The sequence below is a fragment of the Ruegeria sp. BK1 genome, from assembly GCF_056535645.1.
This window is the reverse complement of record NZ_JBQFIS010000001.1, coordinates 3,697,427-3,720,018: the sequence shown is the minus strand read 5'-3', so window position 1 is coordinate 3,720,018 and position 22,592 is coordinate 3,697,427. Positions and strand designations below refer to the sequence as shown.

General features: G+C 54.1%; 17 protein-coding genes and 1 pseudogene. 11 read left to right on the top strand and 7 right to left on the bottom strand.

Annotation, left to right across the window (positions count from 1 at the left end; all coding sequences use genetic code 11):
- Positions 1-982 precede the first annotated feature (982 nt).
- Together ACR3E7_RS18385 and ACR3E7_RS18380 are read left to right on the top strand one after the other, a co-directional pair.
- Positions 983-2,524: a COG3904 family protein gene (locus ACR3E7_RS18385; RefSeq protein WP_480505485.1), complete on the top strand. Its 1,542-nt coding sequence runs from the start codon at positions 983-985 to the stop codon at positions 2,522-2,524.
- Between the two features lie 551 nt (positions 2,525-3,075).
- Positions 3,076-3,774, top strand: coding sequence for a hypothetical protein (locus ACR3E7_RS18380; protein WP_480505483.1), 699 nt, complete (start codon positions 3,076-3,078; stop codon positions 3,772-3,774).
- Positions 3,775-3,829: 55 nt separating this feature from the next.
- On the opposite strand, the gene ACR3E7_RS18375 is transcribed toward ACR3E7_RS18380, so the two are convergent.
- From ACR3E7_RS18375 to ACR3E7_RS18365, 3 genes are all read right to left on the bottom strand, one after another.
- Positions 3,830-3,979 carry a hypothetical protein gene (locus tag ACR3E7_RS18375; RefSeq protein WP_480719435.1) on the bottom strand — a complete coding sequence of 50 codons (150 nt, stop codon included), beginning with the start codon at positions 3,977-3,979 and terminating at the stop codon, positions 3,830-3,832.
- The gene (locus ACR3E7_RS18370) at positions 3,976-4,362 is read right to left on the bottom strand and encodes a hypothetical protein (RefSeq protein ID WP_480719433.1); all 387 of its coding nucleotides are present in this window, start codon (positions 4,360-4,362) and stop codon (positions 3,976-3,978) included. Before ACR3E7_RS18370 ends, ACR3E7_RS18375 begins: the two co-directional genes overlap by 4 nt.
- Positions 4,363-4,806: 444 nt before the next feature.
- On the bottom strand, positions 4,807-5,682 hold the full coding sequence (locus tag ACR3E7_RS18365) for an AAA family ATPase (RefSeq protein WP_480505631.1): 876 nt from the start codon (positions 5,680-5,682) through the stop codon (positions 4,807-4,809).
- Between the two features lie 83 nt (positions 5,683-5,765).
- Between ACR3E7_RS18365 and ACR3E7_RS18360 the strand changes: the two genes are divergently transcribed.
- The 8 genes from ACR3E7_RS18360 to ACR3E7_RS18325 all read left to right on the top strand — a co-directional run bounded on the left by ACR3E7_RS18360 (position 5,766) and on the right by ACR3E7_RS18325 (position 15,167).
- Positions 5,766-6,892, top strand: a protein-coding gene (locus ACR3E7_RS18360; protein ID WP_170790453.1) for an IS3 family transposase whose coding sequence is annotated in 2 segments (ribosomal slippage) — positions 5,766-6,030 and positions 6,030-6,892 — 1,128 coding nt in all. Because the reading frame shifts where the segments join, the coding sequence is not laid out codon by codon here.
- Positions 6,893-8,695: 1,803 nt separating this feature from the next.
- Positions 8,696-8,815 carry a DUF6538 domain-containing protein gene (locus tag ACR3E7_RS18355; RefSeq protein ID WP_480504755.1) on the top strand — a complete coding sequence of 40 codons (120 nt, stop codon included), beginning with the start codon at positions 8,696-8,698 and terminating at the stop codon, positions 8,813-8,815.
- A 248-nt stretch (positions 8,816-9,063) separates the two neighbouring features.
- Entirely contained in the window at positions 9,064-10,122 is a 1,059-nt protein-coding gene (locus ACR3E7_RS18350; RefSeq protein ID WP_480504757.1) for a hypothetical protein, read from the top strand.
- 472 nt (positions 10,123-10,594) lie between these two features.
- On the top strand, positions 10,595-11,200 hold the full coding sequence (locus ACR3E7_RS18345; RefSeq protein ID WP_480504759.1) for a hypothetical protein: 606 nt from the start codon (positions 10,595-10,597) through the stop codon (positions 11,198-11,200).
- Complete coding sequence (locus ACR3E7_RS18340; protein ID WP_480504761.1) at positions 11,190-11,441, top strand: acyl carrier protein; 252 nt, start codon at positions 11,190-11,192, stop codon at positions 11,439-11,441. Before ACR3E7_RS18345 ends, ACR3E7_RS18340 begins: the two co-directional genes overlap by 11 nt.
- Positions 11,441-12,955, top strand: coding sequence for an AMP-binding protein (locus ACR3E7_RS18335; RefSeq protein WP_480504763.1), 1,515 nt, complete (start codon positions 11,441-11,443; stop codon positions 12,953-12,955). Before ACR3E7_RS18340 ends, ACR3E7_RS18335 begins: the two co-directional genes overlap by 1 nt.
- Positions 12,952-14,082, top strand: coding sequence for a hypothetical protein (locus ACR3E7_RS18330; RefSeq protein WP_480504765.1), 1,131 nt, complete (start codon positions 12,952-12,954; stop codon positions 14,080-14,082). The genes ACR3E7_RS18335 and ACR3E7_RS18330 overlap by 4 nt, the downstream gene beginning before the upstream one ends.
- 458 nt (positions 14,083-14,540) lie before the next feature.
- On the top strand, positions 14,541-15,167 hold the full coding sequence (locus ACR3E7_RS18325) for an MBOAT family O-acyltransferase (RefSeq protein ID WP_480719431.1): 627 nt from the start codon (positions 14,541-14,543) through the stop codon (positions 15,165-15,167).
- Positions 15,168-15,367: 200 nt separating this feature from the next.
- Here ACR3E7_RS18325 and ACR3E7_RS18320 read toward each other — a convergent pair.
- Positions 15,368-15,885 (bottom strand): annotated as a pseudogene (locus tag ACR3E7_RS18320) (substrate-binding domain-containing protein).
- Between the two features lie 663 nt (positions 15,886-16,548).
- On the opposite strand from ACR3E7_RS18320, the gene ACR3E7_RS18315 reads away from it, so the two are divergent.
- Positions 16,549-17,727: a DUF6538 domain-containing protein gene (locus ACR3E7_RS18315; RefSeq protein ID WP_480504769.1), complete on the top strand. Its 1,179-nt coding sequence runs from the start codon at positions 16,549-16,551 to the stop codon at positions 17,725-17,727.
- A gap of 578 nt (positions 17,728-18,305) precedes the next feature.
- On the opposite strand, the gene ACR3E7_RS18310 is transcribed toward ACR3E7_RS18315, so the two are convergent.
- From ACR3E7_RS18310 to gntH, 3 genes are read right to left on the bottom strand one after another with little or no spacing between them, the layout of a single operon-like run.
- Positions 18,306-19,529, bottom strand: coding sequence for a HupE/UreJ family protein (locus ACR3E7_RS18310; protein ID WP_480719374.1), 1,224 nt, complete (start codon positions 19,527-19,529; stop codon positions 18,306-18,308).
- Positions 19,530-19,581: 52 nt separating this feature from the next.
- Positions 19,582-21,393, bottom strand: coding sequence for a hypothetical protein (locus ACR3E7_RS18305; protein WP_480504773.1), 1,812 nt, complete (start codon positions 21,391-21,393; stop codon positions 19,582-19,584).
- 8 nt (positions 21,394-21,401) lie between these two features.
- The gene (gene gntH, locus ACR3E7_RS18300; RefSeq protein ID WP_480504775.1) at positions 21,402-22,583 is read right to left on the bottom strand and encodes a guanitoxin biosynthesis MBL fold metallo-hydrolase GntH; all 1,182 of its coding nucleotides are present in this window, start codon (positions 22,581-22,583) and stop codon (positions 21,402-21,404) included.
- Positions 22,584-22,592: the final 9 nt, after the last annotated feature.

Sequence of the window (22,592 nt, the reverse complement as noted above, 5' to 3'; positions counted from 1 at the left end):
GATCAATAGCAGGGCAGCGCAGAGTGCACTAAGGAAACTAAACGATGAAAAATATATCGAAGGCAGTTAAAGTTATTAAGGGTTCTCTTCTGGCGATGTTGGGATGCATCGCAATCTATAACTATGAACAGTACGCCAAGGCTCACGCCTCAGAGGACATCCCTGAGGACGTATTAAATTGCCTCAATGAGAGAACTCTTTCGGAACGCAATCCACACAAGTGGTATCCTACCACTCCACAGTTGTGACCGATACAGATTCCACAAGTTCATTGAACTTGTGCCAGTAATAGAAGCTGGTGCAGTCAAAGCTTGCAAAGGCGTGATGGGGGATGAAAATCACGCACGGCAGATACAGGAGCTTGATGCTCGGATCAACGCTTTAGCCGCTCAGATGCAAGAGATGTATCAAGAGTGTGAGTTCAACGGGTGGCGAAAAAATTAAAGCCTCTCGATCAGGGGGCTAAGAGCGGGACGGCGCGGAGCGCATCGGAAGAAGCCAAACTACGGAGGAGATTTCTGAGAAACACTATCCAGAGGTTGACGACGATACAGATTAGACCGCTTCAGAATCCTATTCACTTCTCGTATGCTTCCCGCCTTTGCGCCACTTTTGTTCATCACGATCTTGTTTGGGGTCCCATCCGACGACAGTACTTTGGCGAGGAAACCGGTGACTGCTGGACGATTTCATCGCTAAGACAGCATGAAATCAAGGGGTGACCCGCTTTGCCCACCGCTCGAAAGAGAGTCAGCCACAAAGAGCTTTGCCAGCTCGACCTTTTACAACTTTGTCTTAGATCTCAATTGAAGCATTCACTGAGTAGAACCTCAGTTAACTTAAAGATATTCCAACATTTCTTCAGTATTTTCTTGACCCTGTGAAACAACCTGAGCCTTCTGTCGGAGGGTGTGAGGAAATCAGTTCAGGCTTTTCTGCTTCTGAGTACGTCGAGCGCCCATGAACAACAGCGGGACCACATATGGCAAATCTTTTCTCTCACGTGTCCATTTTTTTGCTTGTGTCAAATCTTGCGGTCTTCGCAATTTCTCCGGACGCGCATGCTGCCGAGATCAGCATCACCAGCAGTCAAATCGAAAGAAACCTAGAGCCCGGGGTTCCTTTCACCCAATGCAACATGCGTTTGGACGGTCCTATCGAAGCAGGTGATGCGGACAGGTTTCGATCCTTACTTGCCGATATTGATCGACACACGGAAGAGCAATGGCCCATCGTAACGTTGTGCCTTAACAGTCCGGGCGGGTCCATGACCGAGGGCCTCGCCATTGCCGAAGAAATTCGCCGCGATCGGCCCCGGACTGAAAGCAGCATCTCTCCTCTTGTCGTGACGCGTCTCGAAGCGGGCGCCCATTGTGCATCGGCATGCGCGTTGATCTTCATGTCCGGAACCCGCGAGTTTTCGGAAACAGATCCAATTCCGGCGCGTTCGATGCACCCCACAGCCCAGCTCGGCTTCCACGCTCCAGCGCTGGTGGTTAAAGATGGAGACTACAACAAGGCCCAGGTGAACCACGCCTTCACTATATCAGTTAACGTGATCGCGGATCTCCTGCGAATTCTGAATGTCGGTGAAAACGAAGAGGGTGAGGCTTACTCAGGAAGAGAGACCTGGATGGATGCCACATTGATTGAAACGATGCTCAACACACCGGCTTCGGAGATGCGCTACATCGAAACCGTTGACGATGCTGGCCGCTGGGGTATCGATGTCTATCCGCTAGCTCGACCAGAAATGAACTACAAGACCGCCTATCAAGGATGCGTAAATCATTGGTATTGGACAGAGGCCCGTTCCGCACGTAATCCATATGAACTTCATTTCGGCGATGATCACAACTACCCCATTGGCGAAGCGTTTTTCGAAGAGCATAGGATACGTTTAGTTTTCGAAATGGATCCTCACACCGGCGAGAGTTGCGAGGCCTCACTTGATACGGAAGGCTATGTCAGTTTCGGTATCTTTCATCCAGATTATTCGGGCGAACCGGGCTTATCCATTGCCTATGACGAAGAGGGCGAGTCTTTTGCGACGGATGCCGGAGCACACGCCCTTGCGCTGCATTCAGCAGAAACCCGGCTGGCGACCCTTTCGAGCCCGACTCCCGAGAAGCGGACTGTCAAAAAGCAACAGGTCGCGTGGGCGCCCCGCTTTGGTGGGAACAAAGTTTCGCTTTGGGAATACGAAGGATCGTTGATGGCCTGGGAAAGTCAGGGCAACAACCGCTGGATCTGGTACTTTGCCCCTGGAGATCCCCTTGCTGATAGCGTGGTTCAGTCGGGCGATCTCTTGTTTGAAGGAAAATTGAAAAACGGCGTGCTGAACGGTACGGTACATCATCCTACAACAAGCTGCGGCGACCTTAGCTACGCGATCTCGGGAGAGGCCAAAGGAACCAAGGTTACGCTTGAAGGCGGCGGCCAACCCAAAATCTCCCGATGCTTGGTCCTAGATGGCCGGGATGAAACCTTTGAATTTAGCTTCATCGCTGCAGCCCCGGGCTAACCAATGGCTGTTTCGCGTTGAGCTTACGATAACCGTTTCTGCACCTTAGAAACTGGTAGCAACACAAACCATTGCAAATGGCATTTTTGTGCGGCGCGTCTTCTTCTTGGCAAGCGTCGCAATGGGAAAGACTGTTGAACGAGAGCCGTCCGCTTTGGACTCGATGCAGAAGTTCGCCTAAGTTTTGCTAGCGACCGCAATACAGCACAAAGCGGACAACGATGAAGCTTCCGTCTTCAAGAGTTCGTTTGGATCAACTGCACCGCCAAATATTACAAGTATTTTAGTGTCATGGCGTCAGTCTTGTTATAAAATAACACATCCCATGAGCGGCATAGCAGTAATCGTCATCAGCCATGAAATTTGCATCGCAAGAACACGAAAGCCTGTTTCACGAACGAGGCGAGCCCTACCGAATGGGTAGCCCCGGAGCGCGGACTTGCGGCGCGCGACTGAAAACAGGGGCCGCTTGCCCCAACCCCGCAATCAAGGAAAGCAAGCAGGGCCGGTGCCTTAGCCATTGCGGACCTCACGCCGCGAGGGCCTACCGTGTGCGCCAGAAACGCCGGTTTGAAACGGGCAGCGTGTCTGCCGAGGAATGGAACCGCGCCGAAGCCCGCCGCGCTGCCAATCGGCTAGGTGATCAGTGGAAGAAAAACCCGTGGTTGCCAGGTAGCACGATTGACCTGGGCGAACACGAATACGCATTTCGCGACGCGCTGGGCGATCTGGACGCAGCGACGTTGCCGCCAGCGGCGGTTGACTGGCTTCGGTGGCACTACCGGCGGACACAAATTGACCGGCAGAACGGGGCGGCTTGGCACAAAGCGCTAGCGCAGGACATGCCCCGGCGAGTCGCAGATGCGGGGCCACGTCCGTCCGATGCTGGCGGACGTGACTCAAAACCGGATACGAAGCCCCGGACGTGGCATGTCGATGCCTCAGAGCGGGGCAGCGCGTCCAAGCGAACCCTGCCGGACAAACCTAAGGCCCCGAAGGCCCGGCGCGGGAAAGGCTTCGGACGTGCTGGCCGTCCCCGGACGCAACCCGCCAGTGAGGATGAACTTGCCGTGCTGGCTCAGGTCTATCGGGAAAACGCTGGTCTGTTGGAACCCATAATGGCGGGGATCACAGATCAAGCGAAACAATTGGCGGTGCTTCGGACGCTACGGGACTATCTGGCCCGACCTACGGACGCAGAGGTGTGCAAACGCTGGCTGGCGTTGGTTGCTGCGGGGGCGCAGATTTAGCAAGAGTGCCAGCGGCGCTGACTGCGCCGCTGTGCGTCGGCTGGGTGAAACTCAACTAGGCGAAGTCAACGCTGAGTTCTTCGGTCAGTGTGCAGCGTTCGGGGATCACCATCTTTTTCAAGAGAACGCCGACTTGCGGATGGATTTCAGCTTCGCACCAAAGCAAGTCCAAAGCGCAGGCGTTCACCCAGCGGGCGCTTTTCATACCTTTTTATCTGGCCAGCCGATAGCAGTGGGGTGAAAAGACGCGGGTTCGCCTTTGTCAAACTCCACAACTCCTACACGCCACTTACCCTTTTTCTTGGGGTCAGCGACGCGAAAGACAGCCACATGGCAGTCTGCGATGAAGCCGCGCCATCGCACGGGCAGGCAAAGCAAGTGGGCGGCAAATTTTGTGTTTTTCTCCAACCAATTTCGTTCGGCGTCAAAGTCGATTTTTTGAGCAAGTTGGGGGGACAACCAAGCATAGTTGGCCGGTGCTGTTGTTTTGGCGGGAATTTCACACGGCAACTCGCCGCAGTAAGTTAGGAGTTCGCAGGAACGGGCCTGCTTATTTCGTGCGCTAGACGCTGCGGGGGTCTGAGACATATCTTGTCCCTTTTCGTATCTCGTTTCCACTTCCACAGACCGGAACGTCGTCTGAGGGTGCGCTACGCGCGCACTTTCTGATTTATCGCTCCTGCGGGGCAGCGTTATCCGCACGCTTATCGCTGCATTCCCCTGCCCGAACGACCTTTTCGTTCAGCTAGGGTGATGGTCAGATCATGTAATTTTTCCCCACTTCCGGCAGGGGGACGAAACCCAAGAAAACAAGGCGTTTTACTTTCCCCACCACCACCGCCCCCCTTAGGAAACCAAGTGGGGTGGGGGGTGCCCCTTTTAGGGGGCACACCCCCTGCCCAGCTACGGTTTTTCCCAGCTTCCCCACGGAACCCCACCCAAGGTGGGGGAGGTGGGGGAAGCCCCCTGCCAGATGCACGGCGACAGGTCTGTGCGCGCGTAGGAAATGAGACTGGCAGGGGACGGGCTGTGTCATTTGTCGTCGCCCCCGGCACATTGCGTTTCGTTCAAAACGGCGGGGGTGCCTGAGCGGATCACTTCCATGTTCCGCCCCTTTTCCCGGTCGCGTTCAGTTTCACGACGCAAACCGCCGTCAGCCAGCCAACCGTCGATTATGTCCGAAACGACTTGGTAGCCCCGTGCCTGTTCCGGGGTTCGGTCGGCGGCTTTCGTCCCGTAGTCCCCTGCGTCAATCCCCAGGACTTCGGCAACCAGCCACCCAACCCAATTACGCGCTTGGGAATTCGCGCGGGGTGCAGCCGGGCTGCTGTCAATGGCCGCTTGGACGCGGTGAAGGTCGCTGGGTGTCCCGACCGTCGGGCCGGGCGGTGTCCAATCTTCTACTACCGCAACAGTGTCCCCAGCCGGATACTCGGACGTACCGTTGTGCAACTTCACGGAGACCAGACGCCGCCAGCGCGCTTTCGCAGCGGGCGCGAGGTTGGCCTTGCCGTTCTCTACGCGGACGTATTGGTGTCGTTCATCGTCGGCAATACCAAACTGGCGGGCTTCTTTGTCAGTCATGCGGACCAGCTGGCGGACAACGCGTGCGCCGTCTACGATGGCGGATGCGCCGCGCGCCGCACTTGCCCCAGCCGCGCCCATATCTGCGCCAGCTGCTTTGCCAACGTGGTGAACCAGAACGATTGCCGCGCCGGTACGGTCCGCGATCTGGCGTAGCGCCCCCATCAGCGTATTGGCTGAGTTATTGTCGTTCTCAGGCAGATTGTGAATAGCGCCCAAAGGGTCCAGAACCAGCACGTCTACCTTCGCGTCCAGCATCACGCCCACAAGAGCGTCTACCATACCCGGTACCCCTTCTGGCCCATCACGGCCCATCCGTGCCAAACACAGGTGCAAATCACGTCCAGACGTTGGAATGCCTCATCTGACTAGGTCCACCGTTATGTATAGTGAACGGAGGACAGAGAATGGCAAACAAGCGGCACAAGCCCGAGGAGATAGTTCAGAAGTTACGGCAGGTTGATGTGCTTGTCGGCCAGGGTATGCAGCGCGTGGATGCGATCCGCGAAGTGCGCATTACCGAGCAGACCTATTACCGATGGCGCAAGCAGTATGGCGGTATGGGAACCGACCAACTTAAGGAACTCAAACGGCTCCAGAAAGAGAATGAACGGCTTCGGAAAGCCGTGTCGGATCTGACCCTGGACAAGCTAATCCTTAAGGAAGCAGCCCGGGGAAACTTCTGAGCCCCGCCCGCCGGCGTGCCTGCATCGACCTGATCCGAAGTAGGATGAAGGTTTCAGAACGCAGGATCTGCCGGGTGCTGGGGCAGCATCGATCGACGCAAAGGTACTCTCCCCGAGGCCGGGAAAACGAAGACCGGCTTGTCGCGGACATGATTGAACTGGCCCGGCAATACGGCAGCTACGGTTACCGCCGCGTCGCCGTTCTGCTGAGAGATGCGGGCTGGCAGGTCAGCGTCGGCCGTGTTGAGCGGCTATGGAAGCGGGAGGGGCTGAAGGTGCCACGCAAGCAACCAAAGAAGAGCCGTCTCTGGCTGAACGACGGATCATGCATCCGCCTGAAGCCTGAGCACCGCAACCATGTCTGGAGCTACGACTTCGTGCATTGCCGCACTGACGACGGCAAGGCGTTCCGTACCTTGAACATCCTCGATGAGTTCAGCCGGGAATGCCTGTCAATCACAGTGAAGCGGAAGCTAAACTCGACCGACGTGATCGACGCTCTCACCGATCTCTTCATCCTGAGAGGGCCGCCGGCATTTGTGCGCAGCGACAATGGCCCCGAGTTCGTTGCCAAAGACGTCCGAGCATGGATCGAAGCCGTGGGAGCCAGGACGGCCTTCATCGAACCGGGCAGCCCTTGGGAGAACGGCTATGTGGAGAGCTTCAATGCCAGGTTCCGCGATGAACTTCTGAACCGAGAGATCTTCTACTCGCTGAGGGAGGCTCAGATTATCATCGAAGGCTGGCGGAAACACTACAACACTAAGCGGCCCCACAGCGCTCTCGGCTATCGGCCACCAGCTCCTGAAACCATCGTCCAGATGGACCCGAGGCCAGTCATGCACTAACAATCAAGTCGGACCAGTCAAATCAGGCCATCCAGCACTGCAAACGGCGATACACGCCTTACAGAAAGACCTCCCAATACTGCTCCGACAGCTGTCGAGTTCTCGCGCACAATAAGCGCAAAACTGAAGCCATTGACGCATCGGTCAGATACGAAGAGCGAATGCAAAACTCTCTACGTTGGCATCGCAAACAGGATCACCTTCGACATCTCTCCGATGATGAACTCAGAGTTCTCATAGAAGCTAAGTGGCAAGACCGCAAAGAAAGAGACCAAAAAAGAAGAATAACAGCTAAGAAGCGTTACGCAGACCAGAAAGCGGCAAAGAAAATCGTGATCACTTGTCATGGTATCAACGACCACGGTGAGGACAAAAGACAGAAGCTCGAAGGTTGCCGACCAGCTTCCAAGACTGATGAAGCGAATGTGACGACAACGCATTCTAAGACTAAGCAAGGTCCCAACAAGAGTAGACCTTACCCAAAGATCGAGACCACGCGAAAGCGGACACTGCTACAACGCAATTCTGCAAAACCTACTGGTCAAAAGTAGCAAACGAAGATGACAGATACCCATTCAGCAACAATAGAGAAGGTGGTCGTCGCAACATCGTCGAAAAAAGACACACTAGTCTTCCACATCGAACAATACCTGAGACACACCTCTCAGGGTGTCTCTCGATCATGAAATTTCGCTATGTTGAATTGTCATAGTTGGTGGTGGGTCCACCTCCTACAACCTCATCTTTGGTCTACCACATCTGGTCTGAACATCAGGTAATTGCCTGATCATTGTACCCAGATGAACTCCCTAATCATTAGTGACGTCGTGAAAAGGCCTGCGTCTTAACCCTCAGGTCCTCTCTCTATAGTGGCGTCACGCTAACTTCCAAAGGACATCCAATGATATCCAAAACCTGCCAACAGTGCGGGGCGTCTTTCTGTGCGCAACGCTCATCAGCAAAGTTCTGCGACGCGACTTGTCGCAAAGCCTCATCACGAGGAGGCGTTCCCGAGAACCGTACAACTTCACCAACGAAGCGCCGTCGAGAGGACGAACTGTTCAACCTCCATATGATCCTTTGCAAAACCTACTACGGTATGCCTCCTGCAGACCGCCCAGCCTACCTAGAAGGTCTGATTGACCGAGCGCGAAATGGCGACAACAGTGTCAAAGAAATTCTGACCAACTTGTATCTCCTGAAAGCTAAGGAAGGGAGTAAGGTCTACAACTACCGAGGATCCAGAGCATATCCAACGTTACCTCAAGAGGCCTCTCGGTTTGTGACAGCAAATTGGGGTGTTTCGATTGGTGACGCGGTCGCCGCGTAGTAATGCGACCCTCGCTGCCACGGCGGGGGAAGCCGTGCCAGGCACCATTGCTAGTTGGATACCATGCAGGTCTCTGTCCCTCTGCCGACCTTTTTTGAGACTGCGTTTCAGATGGCTTGCCGCTTGGTAATAATGCCGTCGCGAACCGATTTGAATGCGGTTGATCTTTACACCCTCAGGTGAAACTCTGCCGACAACAAAATGAGCAGGAAGACATGTACGAGAACGCGTTCAACAAGATCGAGCGGGACCTTCGCGCGGAAGAAGGCATCGCAAACGAGCTGGACTACGTAGAGCAGACATCTTGGGTCCTATTCCTCAAGTATAGCATGACCTCGAAAGCGAGCGGCGCGACAGAGCCGAACTTGATGGCGAAGACTACGCCCCCGGCACCACGTTCTCATACGAACCTATTGATTGTCCTCGGTTAACTTGGAGCAACTGCGCGGGTGCAGGACATGGCGTAGGACAAATTGGTCCCCTTTTCGTTCAACAAGAACAGCATCTATTTTTTCGAATGGCGTGTCCCACGAAGCCTTCCGAGGCACTACTCAGCCAGAAAGATATCTTTTTCTCTCAGGACGCGTTCATGAACGGTTTCAGCTTCAAGAGCGACGAAAACCGCACAACAACTCGACGAGTGTCCACGTTGATTTCCTGAGAATTCCGTCGAACTCATGGGCGGAAAGGAATTCCTCACAATACTTGTCGTGATTTTCCGGCAACAAGCATGTTGCTGTTTGATATTTGAGCAGCAAATGACAGACACTTGCCTATAACTTGCCATTTTTATCGTTAGAATGGCGCAAAGAGCACAGGCAAGAAGACTGGGAGAGCAGAAATGACTGATGCGACAAGCCCCACTCAGACGTATTGGGATCTTCCATGGATCCGAAATGCCCGTTTTGACACAATGTTCATCTTTGGGCTTCTTGCTTTGTCGTGTGTGACTGGTCTGGTTATCATGATCGAACCCAGCCTTTTTTATCCAATTTTGGTAATCGACTTGTGGTTTTTGGGATATCACCACGTGATATCGACGTTCACCCGGATCTGTTTTGACAAGGAAAGCTTTCAGGAGCACAAGTTCCTGATGATCGGATTGCTTCCGCTTGTGGTCGTAGCGACATTGGCGGTCGCCTGGGTATTCGGGCTTTGGGTGATCGTAACGATTTATTTCTATTGGCAATGGTACCACTACATCCGTCAGAGCTGGGGGATTTCACGGGCATATCGCGGCAAGGATCGTGACGCGCGGTATGAAGACGGTTGGCTTGATCAGGCTATCTTCTACTCGATCCCCGTCTTTGGCATCCTGAGCCGTTCCGCAGAGCAGCAACCGACCTTTATCGGAATGGAACTTTGGTCGTTCCCGGTGCCACCATTGGTTGCCGTCGTCAGTGGATATGTTGCCGTTGGTCTTCTGGCGTACTGGCTGTTGCAGCGCATTATCGCTTGGCGCGAAGGGCGTCTTGCCACCGTTCACACGATGTACGTGTTCAGCCATTTCACGATTTTCTGGCTTGCCTACGTGGCCACCAGCGACATTACGCTAGGCTGGCTGATGATCAACATCTGGCACAACGCCCAGTACATTCTGTTTGTCTGGATGTATAACAACAAACGTTTCAGCAATGGTATCGACCCGAACGCAAAGTTCTTGTCCTACATCTCGCAAAACGGTCGGATGTGGCTTTATATGCTGACCTGTATTGCGATAACCGGCGTTATCTATTGGGGCGTTCTGCGCACCATCGACTGGCTGTTCTTCGCCGGGCTATCGGCGACAATCGTGCTCTATCAAATCGTCAACTTTCACCACTACATGGTGGACAGCAAAATCTGGAAACTGCGTAAGCCGAAGCTTCAAAAAACCTTGGACATCAATTCGGGCGCGTGAAGCTGGGTCTGTTGCCGATACGGCTGGTTGTGGATGCTGGTCGTAAGGTGTTGGGCGAAGGGCAACGGCGGGGGTCAAGATCGCGCTCTTTGGCGGTTTATCCGGCCGCGCAGAGTGTTCTCAACCAATGGACGGAAATGTCGTCGTCGTGCTATCTAAGTCGCGAGTGTCGAATAAAACAAGAATGTATGAGGCATCGTTCTAAAAGGTCGCGGCAGTGGACAATTTGAATCATCGGCTTGAGGTGGCGTCTGGCTGCTCGTTTGCGTTTTGCGCAAGCACGGGCAGAACGGCCACGATGTTTGTGGCCAAGACACTTAACGCGCTGCCCGATGTGACCGGGTTGCATGAAGGCCATCTGCTGGATGCCGCGCATTCGCCAATGTTGCCCCTAATCAACTTTCACAATAGAAAGGCGTGGGGGGACGCCGAGTACGCTTTCAAGACAGCGGGTGAGTTGAGGTCTGCGCCCGTGTTGACCGAGGCGGCAGGGCGTGCATCCCATCTGGTCGACGTAGCCTTTAATAATACCCCGTTTCTTGAGTCCCTTGCGAAACTGCACCCGGATGCAAAAATCATCGCTATTTTCAGACGATGCGAAGGCTTTGTCAGGTCGGCCACAATCGTTTCAGGCGAGGATGATCAGCCCGCCGGTTGGCCAGACCGTAGCAAGCCGTTGACGGACAGGGAAAAGTTTATCTCGGTTGGTCGGCTGAAGCCGTCAAAGGGCAGCGAATACGCCGCGCATTGGGACGACTGGAGCGGCATTCAACGCAACATCTGGCTTTGGACGACGGTCAACACGCACCTCTACGCCTTTGCAGGCGGTGGTGCGGGACGCAGTAAGTTGCTTTTCGAAGATCTTGCCGAAAAGCCTTCGTTTTTCTGGGAGCAGTTTCTGGACGCTCTGGGTTTGCTGTCGGATGCCAATCTCAGCAGGTGCGTTGAAATGTCGGCCAAAAAAACAAATCAGCGGAGTGCCTACCAAGTTGGCCCCGCGTCCGAATGGAGTGCCGACGAGCAGGCGCTTTATACCAAAATGGCGCTTCCACTTGAGGAGAAAATTTATGGCAGATGATGTTCTGACCAAGGTCATAACTGTCGTTGAGGATGTGCTGCGTGGCGAGAGCGGCCGGAGTGATCTTGCCGTCCGCCCGGAAGACACAATGGAAACCATCGCAGAATGGGATTCCATGAGCTTCATGAAAGTTTTCCTGGCTATCAATGAAGCGTTCAACATCGAACCCGATTTCGATGAGGCGATACACTATACGTCGGTTTCCGCGCTGGCTGCATATTTGCAACAAGAGGCGGCTTGATGTCCGGTAGCCGGGAGCTTTTGCTGCAAAAAATGCAGTCGGTGGCGGAGGCCAATTCGGCTGCCGTGGCCGTTCGAGAACCTGGCAAAGAAACCACCTATCATGACCTTGGAAACATGGTCTTTGGGTTTCGCGAACTTTTGGCTGAACGTGATCCACTGGGCGTGTCGCCAATCGGGTTTTTGCTGGAACGATCGTCTGACGCCTATGCAGCAATGTGGGCCGCAATAGGAGAAGGGCGGGCCTTTGTTCCACTGAACCTCGGCTATCCCAACGGGCGTTTGGAAACGATCATCGACTCGGCGGGAATTGAATATGTGATCTGCCATCCTTCGACGGTTGAGCGAGCGACAGGATTGGGCTTCGAATCTCACCAGATATTGGTGTTGAGTGACAAAGGTGAAATCGGTGGCGCGGATGCGCGGCCTTGGTCTGCACGGCCGATCATCGAGGGTGCAGCATATATTCTGTACACGTCGGGCTCCACCGGCAAACCCAAAGGGGTGCCGATTTCTTATGATAATCTAGTTGCTTTTATCGACAACATGATGGCCACCGTTACCTATCCAGACGAAAGCATCTGTTCGCAGGTCTGCGAGTTGTCGTTCGATGTCAGCATCCAAGAGATTTTCCCGGCGCTGCTCAGCGGGGCAACACTGTGTCCTGCCCGGCAGATTGATCTGTTCAACCCGGCTCAGTTCGTCTCCAAGAATGCCATTTCCGTTTGGATATCCGTGCCAACCCTTGCCCGGGTTGCGCTCTCGCTTCCGACGTTTGATCCAAGCGCATTGCAAAGCATTCGCATATCAATTTTCAATGGTGAGCCTTTGAGCACACAGATTGCCCGCGATTGGCAATCAGCGACGCCACAATCTGAACTATGGAACACCTATGGGCCGACCGAATGCACCGTTGCCGTCACCGCCCAGCTTTGGACCGGTGCAAAGGACCTAAGTGAAATTGATGTTGTGTCTATCGGGCGACCCATTCCGGGGTGCTCGGTCGCCATTCTGGACGGGGACGAAATTGTACCCTTGGAGGGCAGCACCCCCGAGTGTTCCGGGGAGCTGTTGCTTTGCACCGATCAGTGTTTCGCTGGATATACCGACCCGAAGATTGCCAAACCATTCGTTTATGACGCGCAATCGACCCGGTACTACAAAACTGGCGACAAGGTGCTTTGGCGGGATAACCGGATTTTCCACCTGGGTCGACTTGACCACCAAGTGAAGATCGGTGGCCATCGGGTCGAGTTGATGGAAGTCGAGTGGCATTTGCGACGGGCACTCGAAACCGACGCGTTGGCGGTTGTGGCGCATCCCAAGCAGCAACCAAACGAACTGGTTCTTTTCATTGAGGGCACACAAACACAACAGGACGTGAAGACCGCAGACCTCAACCTGCCGAATTACATGATCCCGAAACGTGTTTTGCCGATGGAGTCGCTACCGACGACCCCGCATGGAAAACTCGACCGAGTTGCTCTGCAGGCCATGCTGGAAAATCCGCAGTGAAAGCTTTGTTCGTTAAGTCAGCAGTGGCGCTTGCCGCCTTTCTGGCGTTGTTGGGTGGGCTGTTCTTCCTAGACCAAAATCGTGGCGGGCCGGCCACTGTTCTGTCGCGGTGCAACCTGTTGCTTGCGCGTGATGCCGCGCCTGCGGCAGATGTTTTGATTGTCGGCAGCAGTCGCTCTGGTGTGGCGTTGGATCCGCTGGTGATCCAAAGGCTGTTGCGCCGCGAACTCTCCGGCGCGCCAACTGTCGAGCGTCTGGCGATGGGGAATATGACACTTCGTATCTCTGACGCATTGCTGGAAACCTATCTGCAATCGCGCGGTGCGCCAAAGCTGGTTGTTCTTGAGGCGTCCTTCATGACGCAGCGCACCGTGAACCATTTGGCCCGCATTGCGGGCAACCAGGCGACAGAACACTATCTGTTCGGTCGGGACCTCAATCTGATGACATTTGGACAACTGTTGTCCCAGCCTGCCGTTGCCATGCCGTTCACCGAGGTCGAAAGCCCTGTCACGCTGTGGCAGTTTCGTTTGCGCGGTGTGATGCTTAGAGCTGGCGCACTTGCATACCAGTTTGCCAAGGCCCCCTTTGAGGGTTGGACATTTGATGATTGCGATCAGTTGGACATAACGCGTGAGCCAAATTGGCCAGAAGATTTCTCTTTCACATATGGCGATCATGAAACAGACCTTGGATATTCTGACCTCGTGTCAGAGTTGGAAGCGGAGTTGATCCGGTCGTCGCAGGGCCGTGCGTTGAAGGATTGGCAGACTGCTTCGGATAATGTTCAGGTCTATCCCTACGATATCGAGCAAAACTATCGGCAGGGAGAACGCGCCTATTTCAAAAAGATGGTAGAGGCGGTCACTGCGCGGGGCTCAGAGGTCCTTGTCGTTCCGCTGCCTCTGTACGGCTACAGCATAGACCCGAGCGATATCTCGGGCTTGGAAACAGTTTTGCCGGAAGGAACCCGGGTTTTCGACTTGTACGGTCAAATTGGTCCTGACATCAGCACGTTTTGGTATGACGACGCGCATCTTGAGAAGTATCCCGCGAGCTTGCTTGCAACCGCTATCATGACCGGACGCATTGCGCGCGCCCTTGAATCCGAGGTCGCAGATGATTGATCCGGTTTCGTATGTGCTGTTCATACTCGTGGTTCTGGGGCTTTCCCACGCAACGCTAAACGCACGCTTTAGCTCAACAAACAGAATGTTCTGGAGCATCGCACCGGGGTGCCTTCTGATGTTTGTCGTGCATCCTGGTGCGCTATTGCTCGCCTTGGCCGCAATTGCCTTCAGCACCTGTATTTTCTGCCTATGCCGGTTATTGAACAACGCCCGTGCCAGCGCGCGGCTTCCTTACCTTATACTGGTTCTGCTCTTTTTCCCGGACGTGTTGAACCTGCTGCAAGAGGCACCAATTCTTTGGCTCGGAAGCGCGTTTTTCATCGTGCGTCAGATGATGACCACTGCGCAGGCTATAAAAAAGCGTCAGCCTGTCCGAGTATCTGCCCGCGCTCGCGCTCGCCACGTTCTTCTTTGCATCCATTCCTTCGGGGCCGATTTTCAGTGGTCTGGATGCAATGGGCACATTGAAAGACCGAAAAGAGCCCCGCTACGCGGAGGGCCTTTATCGCATCTTCGAAGGTTTTGTTTACCTGTTCGCGATAGCCGGCTTCTTTGGCTTGGCCGTTCAGTATTCCGAAGGTCAGATCAGCCAATTGCACGGGAGCGGTAGCGCGCTCGTGCTTGGCTACTTCAAGTTTCTCATTTTGCCGCTTGTTGCCTTCGGCTTCCTGTTTTCGTCATTTTATGGATACTCTCGGATGGCGGAAGGGACGGCTCTTGTTCTCGGGTTCACAGTTCCTGAGAACTTCAACAAACCTCATTTGGCAAGCGACCTGGGCGATTACTGGAAAAGATGGCATCGTTCTATGGCGGGTTTCGTTATGCAGTACATTTACCTGCCGCTGGTTGTTACCACGGGTAACTCGAAACTGGGCTTGGTCTGTGCTTTTGTCTTCATGGGACTATGGCACAATTTCTCGGCCAACTTTCTGGTTTGGGGGCTTGGTCATGGGCTTGCTTTGGCCTATGTGCTGCCGACGGCGAAAAGGTTGAATGTTCCGCCACTCGTCATTCGGGTTGTTTCTCTGGCCTATGTTGTATTCCTTTCGTCGATTGCTCATGCGGTGTGGTCGGGGTCATGACAATGAAACGTGCCATTTACATTGCGGCCTGTCTGGCGATCTTGGTCTTATGGATCGCCTACGGAAATTTTGACGCCGCCGAAGCGCCCTATGTTGGCTTCTAGTTGCGCGTTGGCTGCTTGAGTTTGTACACGCGGGTAAGTCCGAACCGAACCCCATCTGGTTAAGAGCGACCTTTACACATCGGCGGCGCGAACCACCTAAGTGCAGGGTGGCGGGCCAAGCGAGTCACGCTCAACGATATGCGTAGCCAGAGGCATACCAGTGCCATCCGTCTGGCTTTCCAGCATACCAATCAGCGCCAGTGCGGCGCGGCGACCCATTTCCCGATGCGGTACATGCACGGTCGTCAACGCGGGGTAGCAATCCGCGCCAGTTCGATATCGTCAAACCCGGTTATTGATATATCGTCGGGTACCTTTAAGCCCATTTCCCGCGCACGATGCAGCGCGCCTACCGCCAAAACATCGTTGCCGCACAGGATCGCTGTCGGCGGAGTGGTCTGTGAAATCAGTTGCGCAAAAGCCTCGGCGCCGTTTTCGATCTCGTACGAGGTTTCGATGATTGTGAGGTCCGATGGGGACAGGTCGTTTTTCCTGATCGCGTCCTCGACGCCTTCGATCCTCAGCCGGGCGCGATCATTTCCTGCACTGATGCCGGAAATCATGCCAAGTCGCCTGTGGCCTAGGCCGATCACATGATCCGCGAGTTCAGTCATCGCCGCGCGGTTGTCAAAGCCGATAGAGGGCACCTGTGCGTCAGGCAAAAACGACCACGCGACCAAAGGGAATCTTCCGACGCTCCAGATCTTCATATATGCGAGAACTCGACAGCTGTCGGAGCAGTATTGGGAGGCCTTTCTGTAAGGCGTGTATCGCCGTTTGCAGTGCTTGCAGCTCTTACGTGCCTTTGGCTTCGCTGTTTTGGTTCTGGTTTCGTCAGCGGTCATCTCATCAGTCTCATGTCGGGTGAAAAGCCTAGCGTTTTGTTGTATTCATAGGTGGGGTGAAATTGAATTATCTTTTGTTTCAGATGTTTGAGAGAGTTGCGGAATTAACGCTAAGAGAGGCCTAGCAGCTGTCTCTCAGGCCTTCCGCGAGACGCAACGTGGTCTCTACTCAGACTGACCCTGTAGCACCCACTGTATTTCCCGGCAAAAAAATCTCTGCGCCTTTTACGGGTCGTGGTGATTGACTCATCCCCCTCCCGGGGTGACCAACCAGCCAATTCTGAGATGAACACAGAGGGGGCGCGGAGAGGCCCGCAGAGACTCACACAGTGGCCTACAGGCAGTCGATGTGGGTACGCCCCCGGGCACCACTTCTTAAGCTAAACCCTTGGCTTTACTCCAGCTTTTAACAGCAAGTTGGAGCCGTAGACCATGTCAGAGACCATTTCACCCAAGTACACCTTCGTGAAAGAGGGTGTTTTTTACTTCAGTCGCCGCATCCCCAAGGAGCTTTGTCACTACTACTCGTCTTCTCGGATCGCATTTTCTTTGCGAACTCACTCGGCAAACGTAGCGGCGACGAGAGCAAGAAGAGCGGCTGATCAACTGGATGAGTATTGGTTTCATCTGAGGTCGCAGGATACAGAACTGCCTGGAAAGCACATGTTGCGTCTTGGCGCAGCCAACTCCGCCGTAACACCGGTTGTTCTGAACGAGACTTCTGCTGCCTCTGTACTGTTGTCTGAGGCAGTCGAGATTTATCTTACACAGAAGGGCCAAGGACGCCCCTTGACGTTTCACCGGGGCGCTCAGAGAGCTTGTGGCTACGTGATTGATGCCTGTGGCGACAAACACCTCGAAGTCTATACCAAAGCGGACGCGAACAAGTTCCGCGACGCACTCATCGCGCGTGGTCTCGCGGGTAGCAGCCTCACAAGGATTTTCGGTACAGTCAGAGCCGTTACCAACTTCGCAGCGAGTGAGCAGGGGCTTTCGCTGCACAACCCTTTCTCTGGAGTTTACTACGACCGCTCCGCTGGAGTCTCTGGCCGCAACCCATTGCCTAGAGAAGCGATAGTGACCGTTCAGGCGAAATGCAGGGAACTTGATGGCGACTTGCGCTGGTTGGTGGCTTTGGTTTCAGACACAGGCATGCGGCTCGCAGAGGCTGCTGGGCTGGGAAAAGAGGGCTTCATGTGTGCGGACGATGGTTCTCTCTCAGTTCGCGTCCGCCACCATCCATGGCGTCGTTTGAAGACGCAGGACAGTGAACGTGATGTACCACTTGAAGGAAACGCTAGATGGGCAGCGCAGCGCATACTCAAAGAAGCTGGCTCGTCTCAGTTCGCATTCCCAAGATACAACAGGTCCGATACCACAAATGCAAATGCGGCTAGTGCCGCCTTGAACAAGTGGATGAAGGAACTTGTCCCAGCGGGATACACCATGCACGGTTTCAGGCACTCAATGCGGGATCGTCTGAGAGCCGTAGAGTGTCCAGCAGACGTGGTCGATCAGATCGGAGGTTGGCGTACAGATGGTGTAGGCCATTCCTACGGGACAGGTTACCCGCTTGAGGTTCTCAGAAAGTGGATGAAACAGGTAACCTGAGCTGACATGGTCTACGGCTCCAACTTGCTGTTAAAAGCTGGAGTAAAACCAAGGGTTTACCTTAAGAAGTGGTGCCCGGGGGCGGTAGTTCTTCTCCCGTTACAGGCACTTCTTCAGCCGGTCTCTCCAGCAAAACAAGGGGTATGCGACGGGCTGTGTCGCTGTCAACAGGCACCATATGGTCTACGGAATGGTCTACGGCTGCTGTGAGAGTCCCTCAGCGACCTGAGGATCAATGCGGTTCCGGGGGCGGAATCGAACCACCGACACGAGGATTTTCAATCAGTCTGGTTTAATCCACATACCGCCACAAGCCGCCTCATCCAGCCACATTAACTTCTTGGCTTGGTTGGAACTAAGGCGTGCAAGCCGCCACATGCTGCCACAACGCGCCACACCCAACCACACCGGTGTGTGTCACCCATACGCTACCCAGCCACGTCATTCGAACGTAAGCGGCCATTCATAGAAGCTGCAGCGAACGACTGTTCGGAGCCCAATCTGTCTTATGCTGCGGAACAGCCGAATGTCCGCTTTTCTCCCAGGTGACCATCGCGGCACGCGCCATCGCAATGACTTTAAGCCAACGCGGAATAAACTTCGGCAACTCGCTGAAAGGTCCAATAGGAAGCGATAGCCGCACATCCACCGGCTAAGCCCACTCTTAGGGACATCCACAAACTGGAGTTCACGCGCCGACACATTATCAAGGCAGGCCAGAGTGCAAGAATAATGGCAACTTGGCCAAGCTCGACGCCAAGATTGAAAGCAAGCAGGCTTTGCCAGATGTTTGGAGATGTGATCTGCAAGATATTGTGCAACACAAAGCTAAACCCAAGCCCGTGCAAGAGGCCAATCAGCGTTGTCAGAAGCACCATCGTGGCTTCAGAGCGCGCATTGTCCTTAAAACTCACAAACGCCGCGACGGCTGCAAAAATGATAGAAAGCGCGATCCCGGTTTCGACGGCAGGAACAAACCACGCGCCCGATGGTACAAACCCGAAAAACCCCAGCGACAGCGTTACGCTATGCCCAAAGGTAAAACCGGTTGCACGCAGCAATAGCGCCCTGAGTGTCTGCGCCCCAATGACCAAACACACAACAAACAAAACATGATCCAACCCTTCGAGGATATGTCGTATGCCTTCCCAGACGAAACTCAGGAATCCTCCATACCCCTTCTTCTGAATCAGCAATGGTTCAGTCATCAGACCCCGAGATCGGAAAATCTGAGGTGTGTCTGACGCGTAGTCGAGAATGAGGTTGGCCGTTTGGTCCTGATCCGGCAAATCGGGGTCCAGCACGTTGGCAATGCTGTACGATTGCACCGGGCCGATAGTGTCATAATACAGGACGAGATCGACAATTGTGTCACCAACAAAAAGCGGTGGCTGGAGGGCCGTTTCGGTTTCCACGGCCTTCTGAGCTTCGGCCAAAGTTGCGAATCCGGGCTCATTTCCAACGCGATGCAAGCGAATGGTCTCAACTGTTCCTCTTAGGCGCCGATTGTCGACCAACAGATGTAATCCACCTTCTGCGAGTTGCCCTAGCCCATTGGGATCGCGCATGGCAGCCTGCAAGTCGACAAAGTGGACCAACTGACCGTCGCTCATGGCATTGGTCGTGAATGGTGCAGCATCCGGCAAGGCATCACCATTCTGATCACCGACCTTATCTGCAACCAGATAAGGCATAGGCGTGCGCATGTAGATACGTAGGCCGTCTTCGAAATGCTCGACATGCGAAATTCGAACGTTGAGGTTAAGCAAAAAATGCGCCGAGGCTGATAGCGTCAGTGACAAGAGCACTCCGACAAACAGAGCACCAAAAGCAAAAACCTGTGATCTTAAATACTTATGCATTTGGATCGCGAGCCTCGATTACAGTTAATCCATCCAGCTTCCAATGGCCTGACTCAGGTATGACCTCCGCCAGCACCCGAAACGTAACGGCGCGCATATGGGCGTGCCCCCAATGACCGCCTTGTGCTTTCACTGTCCATTTGGTCAGGGCACTAAATCCTCCCGGCTTGAGGGTCGGGTTAATGCGCTCCAATTTCAGGTCGCTGATATCAGTAACCGTTGCAAGACTGCCTCCTGGCGTTCGGATCGCGAGACCACGTTCAACCTCTGTTGCGATGTCACTCAGAGACGCTTCCGTCACAATATGTGCCAGCTCTGACTTTCTTGCGGCCGGCGAAACTTCCAGAGTCACCGTGCTCAAGTTCTCGACCATTGAGCGCAGTATATCTTCCGCAACCTGCGGCTTAGGGGGCTCGGGCTTATTCCACGGTACCTCCGACAAATATCCCGAAAATGCGACGGTTGCCGATGTTGCGGCAATCATGGTTACGCAACTGACGCGCTTTGCAACTTTGCCCTTGCGCAGAAGGAAAAAACCAATTGATGCGGCACTGATCATACCGGAGATCAAAGCCATTGCCGGGTTCTGCCGTGTCTTCTGCTCAACTGGAATCTGAGTAACAGATGCTCTTTCGTATTGGAGCAAGTGGTTCTGCCAGTGAAATTGAGGATCTGCCGGTTTCACAGCTCCAAAGAATGGCCCGGCGATATCGTTTGAAATGGTCGCAACGCGGGAAATTTCCTCGTCAAACATATCCCATGTGACCGTCACCTGATCGGGAAGGTCTGCCGATGAGAACGACAGGATAGCTCCGATAAACGCATTGTTCACAGACACTTCCTTTCCAGGCTCGACAACCTGATAACCCTGCGATGTTAGCTCCAGGAGTTTTGCTGTAGCGTTTGACGGTTGCACTAATTTGCCATCAATTGTCACCGGGTTACGAGACGCCAGGAAGGACGCCGCTTCGTTTACGATCAAGGCGCTGCGCTGTGGCGAAAGCATTTGACCCACTTCCGTGGTTTCATCAATCCAAGGCGCTAGTTCACGCAAGCGGATCAGTGTTTCATGACGAACTTCACGAGGTTCGATGTAAAGAAAGGTGGATGTCCCGTCCTGCGCTTTTCGATTCAGGCTTTCAGCAGAAAAGCGGCTATCCCACGGATCAGGCCAGTGAATCTTTAACTCTGCTGGCTTTGACAAGAAGCTGAAATCCGTGACCGGAACCTCACGGTCAAAAACCTGCATCCCGATAGTCGCCAGTGGTTCACCAAGCCGCGATGGCGGCACTATAGTCAGCTCCTTGGGAACTAAGTTTTGAAACGGAAAGAACACTTCCGCGAATAAAACGCGCGGATCTTTTGGCGGGCTGGGAACAACTTGCCCCGAGAATGGATCGCGCTGACCTGCAAGCGGCGCGGCCCGGTCTATGCGCGTTCGGTATTCCACCTTTCTGATATCAGCGTTTAGGACCCGTTCGTCGCCTGCAACAATCGAAAGCGCCCGGCTTTCGGCTTGCGCATAACCTTGATTGGTATCTTGTTCAGCCTCCGGCTCACCCCCGACGAAATCTGATGACCATCCTATTGGCAACATATCCGCAAAAAACGGAATATCTTCGACATAGATCTCAAGGTCGACGTAGACCCCATCCTCTTTGACATGAAGGACAGCAATATTGGGGGCAACTTCTGAACCGTTTGTCAGAACGACATCCGCCGAAACGGCCTGTGCACCTGAGGCCACCAGGCCCAGCATCAGGAATAGTCGGTACAGGTACTGCCAAATCGGAATTTTGTTCACCCTGAAGGTTAATTATCCGGCATTGGCGGTGGCGTGTAACCCTCCCATTTTCCCGCATTGACTTTGTCAGACGGCTCTTTTTCTTTTGAACGCGGGGCATTGATGTACTCGTCGCTCACAGCGGGTGGCAACGCATAGTCATCAACACTCGCTTCCCGAACAACGATCTGGTCCTTGGTCACGTTGATCACCTGTAGATCTCGTGCGAGCGTCAGAGGCCCATCGTAAGTCGAACGGACACCTTCCAGGATTGCCTGATAGTTTTCGGGCGAAAGAACAGAATGATACCCTAGGGCCATGCGTGGCTCGACAGCGGACATAACTTTGCCGAAAGCCGCAGGTTCCGTATGAACGCGCGTAGCTACATAAGTCGCCTGTTTCATATCCCAGCCAAAATAAGGGGCTAGCGCATCCGGAGGTAGAAACGCCTCGTGAGAAGCGAGGTCCGCCCCTTTGGCATATTCTACATACCATTTGTTCGGGTATGTATCGCCACCAAAGACGTATTTCAGCCCATTCCATTCTAGAGAGTAGCTTACCGAACCATCTAGACTGTGGATCGCAGGCCAAGAACGGATCGTGACGTCGTTCTCCTGATAAACGATCTCGTTTTCCTGCATGTAATCGAATTCAGTGACTTCGAGCTTGGCGCCGTCATCCGGCAGCGCGCCCGTTCGCGTGGCCAAGTCCCAGGCGTAAGCTTTGGACATGCCCTCAACATAGGCTTTGGTGCCCAGTTCATCTTCTGATCCGGACGGGCCGAAGATGCGGAGCGGGGTATATCTGCCTGAAAGCCAACCTCCGACGTGGAGGCCCATGAAGTCTCCAACGTGATCAACATGCAAATGGCTGAAGAAGACCTTGTCGATCTTTGCGAAGTCCGGTCGCAGCGAGAACAGGTTTCCGGTTGCGCCAGTTCCTACGTCAAACAGAAAGACGTCCCCATTCCCAAGTTCCACATAAAACGAAATCGAAACGGCTGCCTTGGTTTGGTTTGGCATCCCCGTCCCCAATGCCGTGATACGCATCTCATCCTCGCCGAGGATTTCAGTGTTAGGAAAGTAAGACGCGGGATAAACACCGTTTTCGATTGCACTGGCACTCCGACCTGTCGGCAAGGCGTTTTGCGCCGTGGCTGTGCCAGCCAGTGTCATACCTAAGGCCATCAATGTGCCGGCTGCGGTTTTCATTAAGTTATT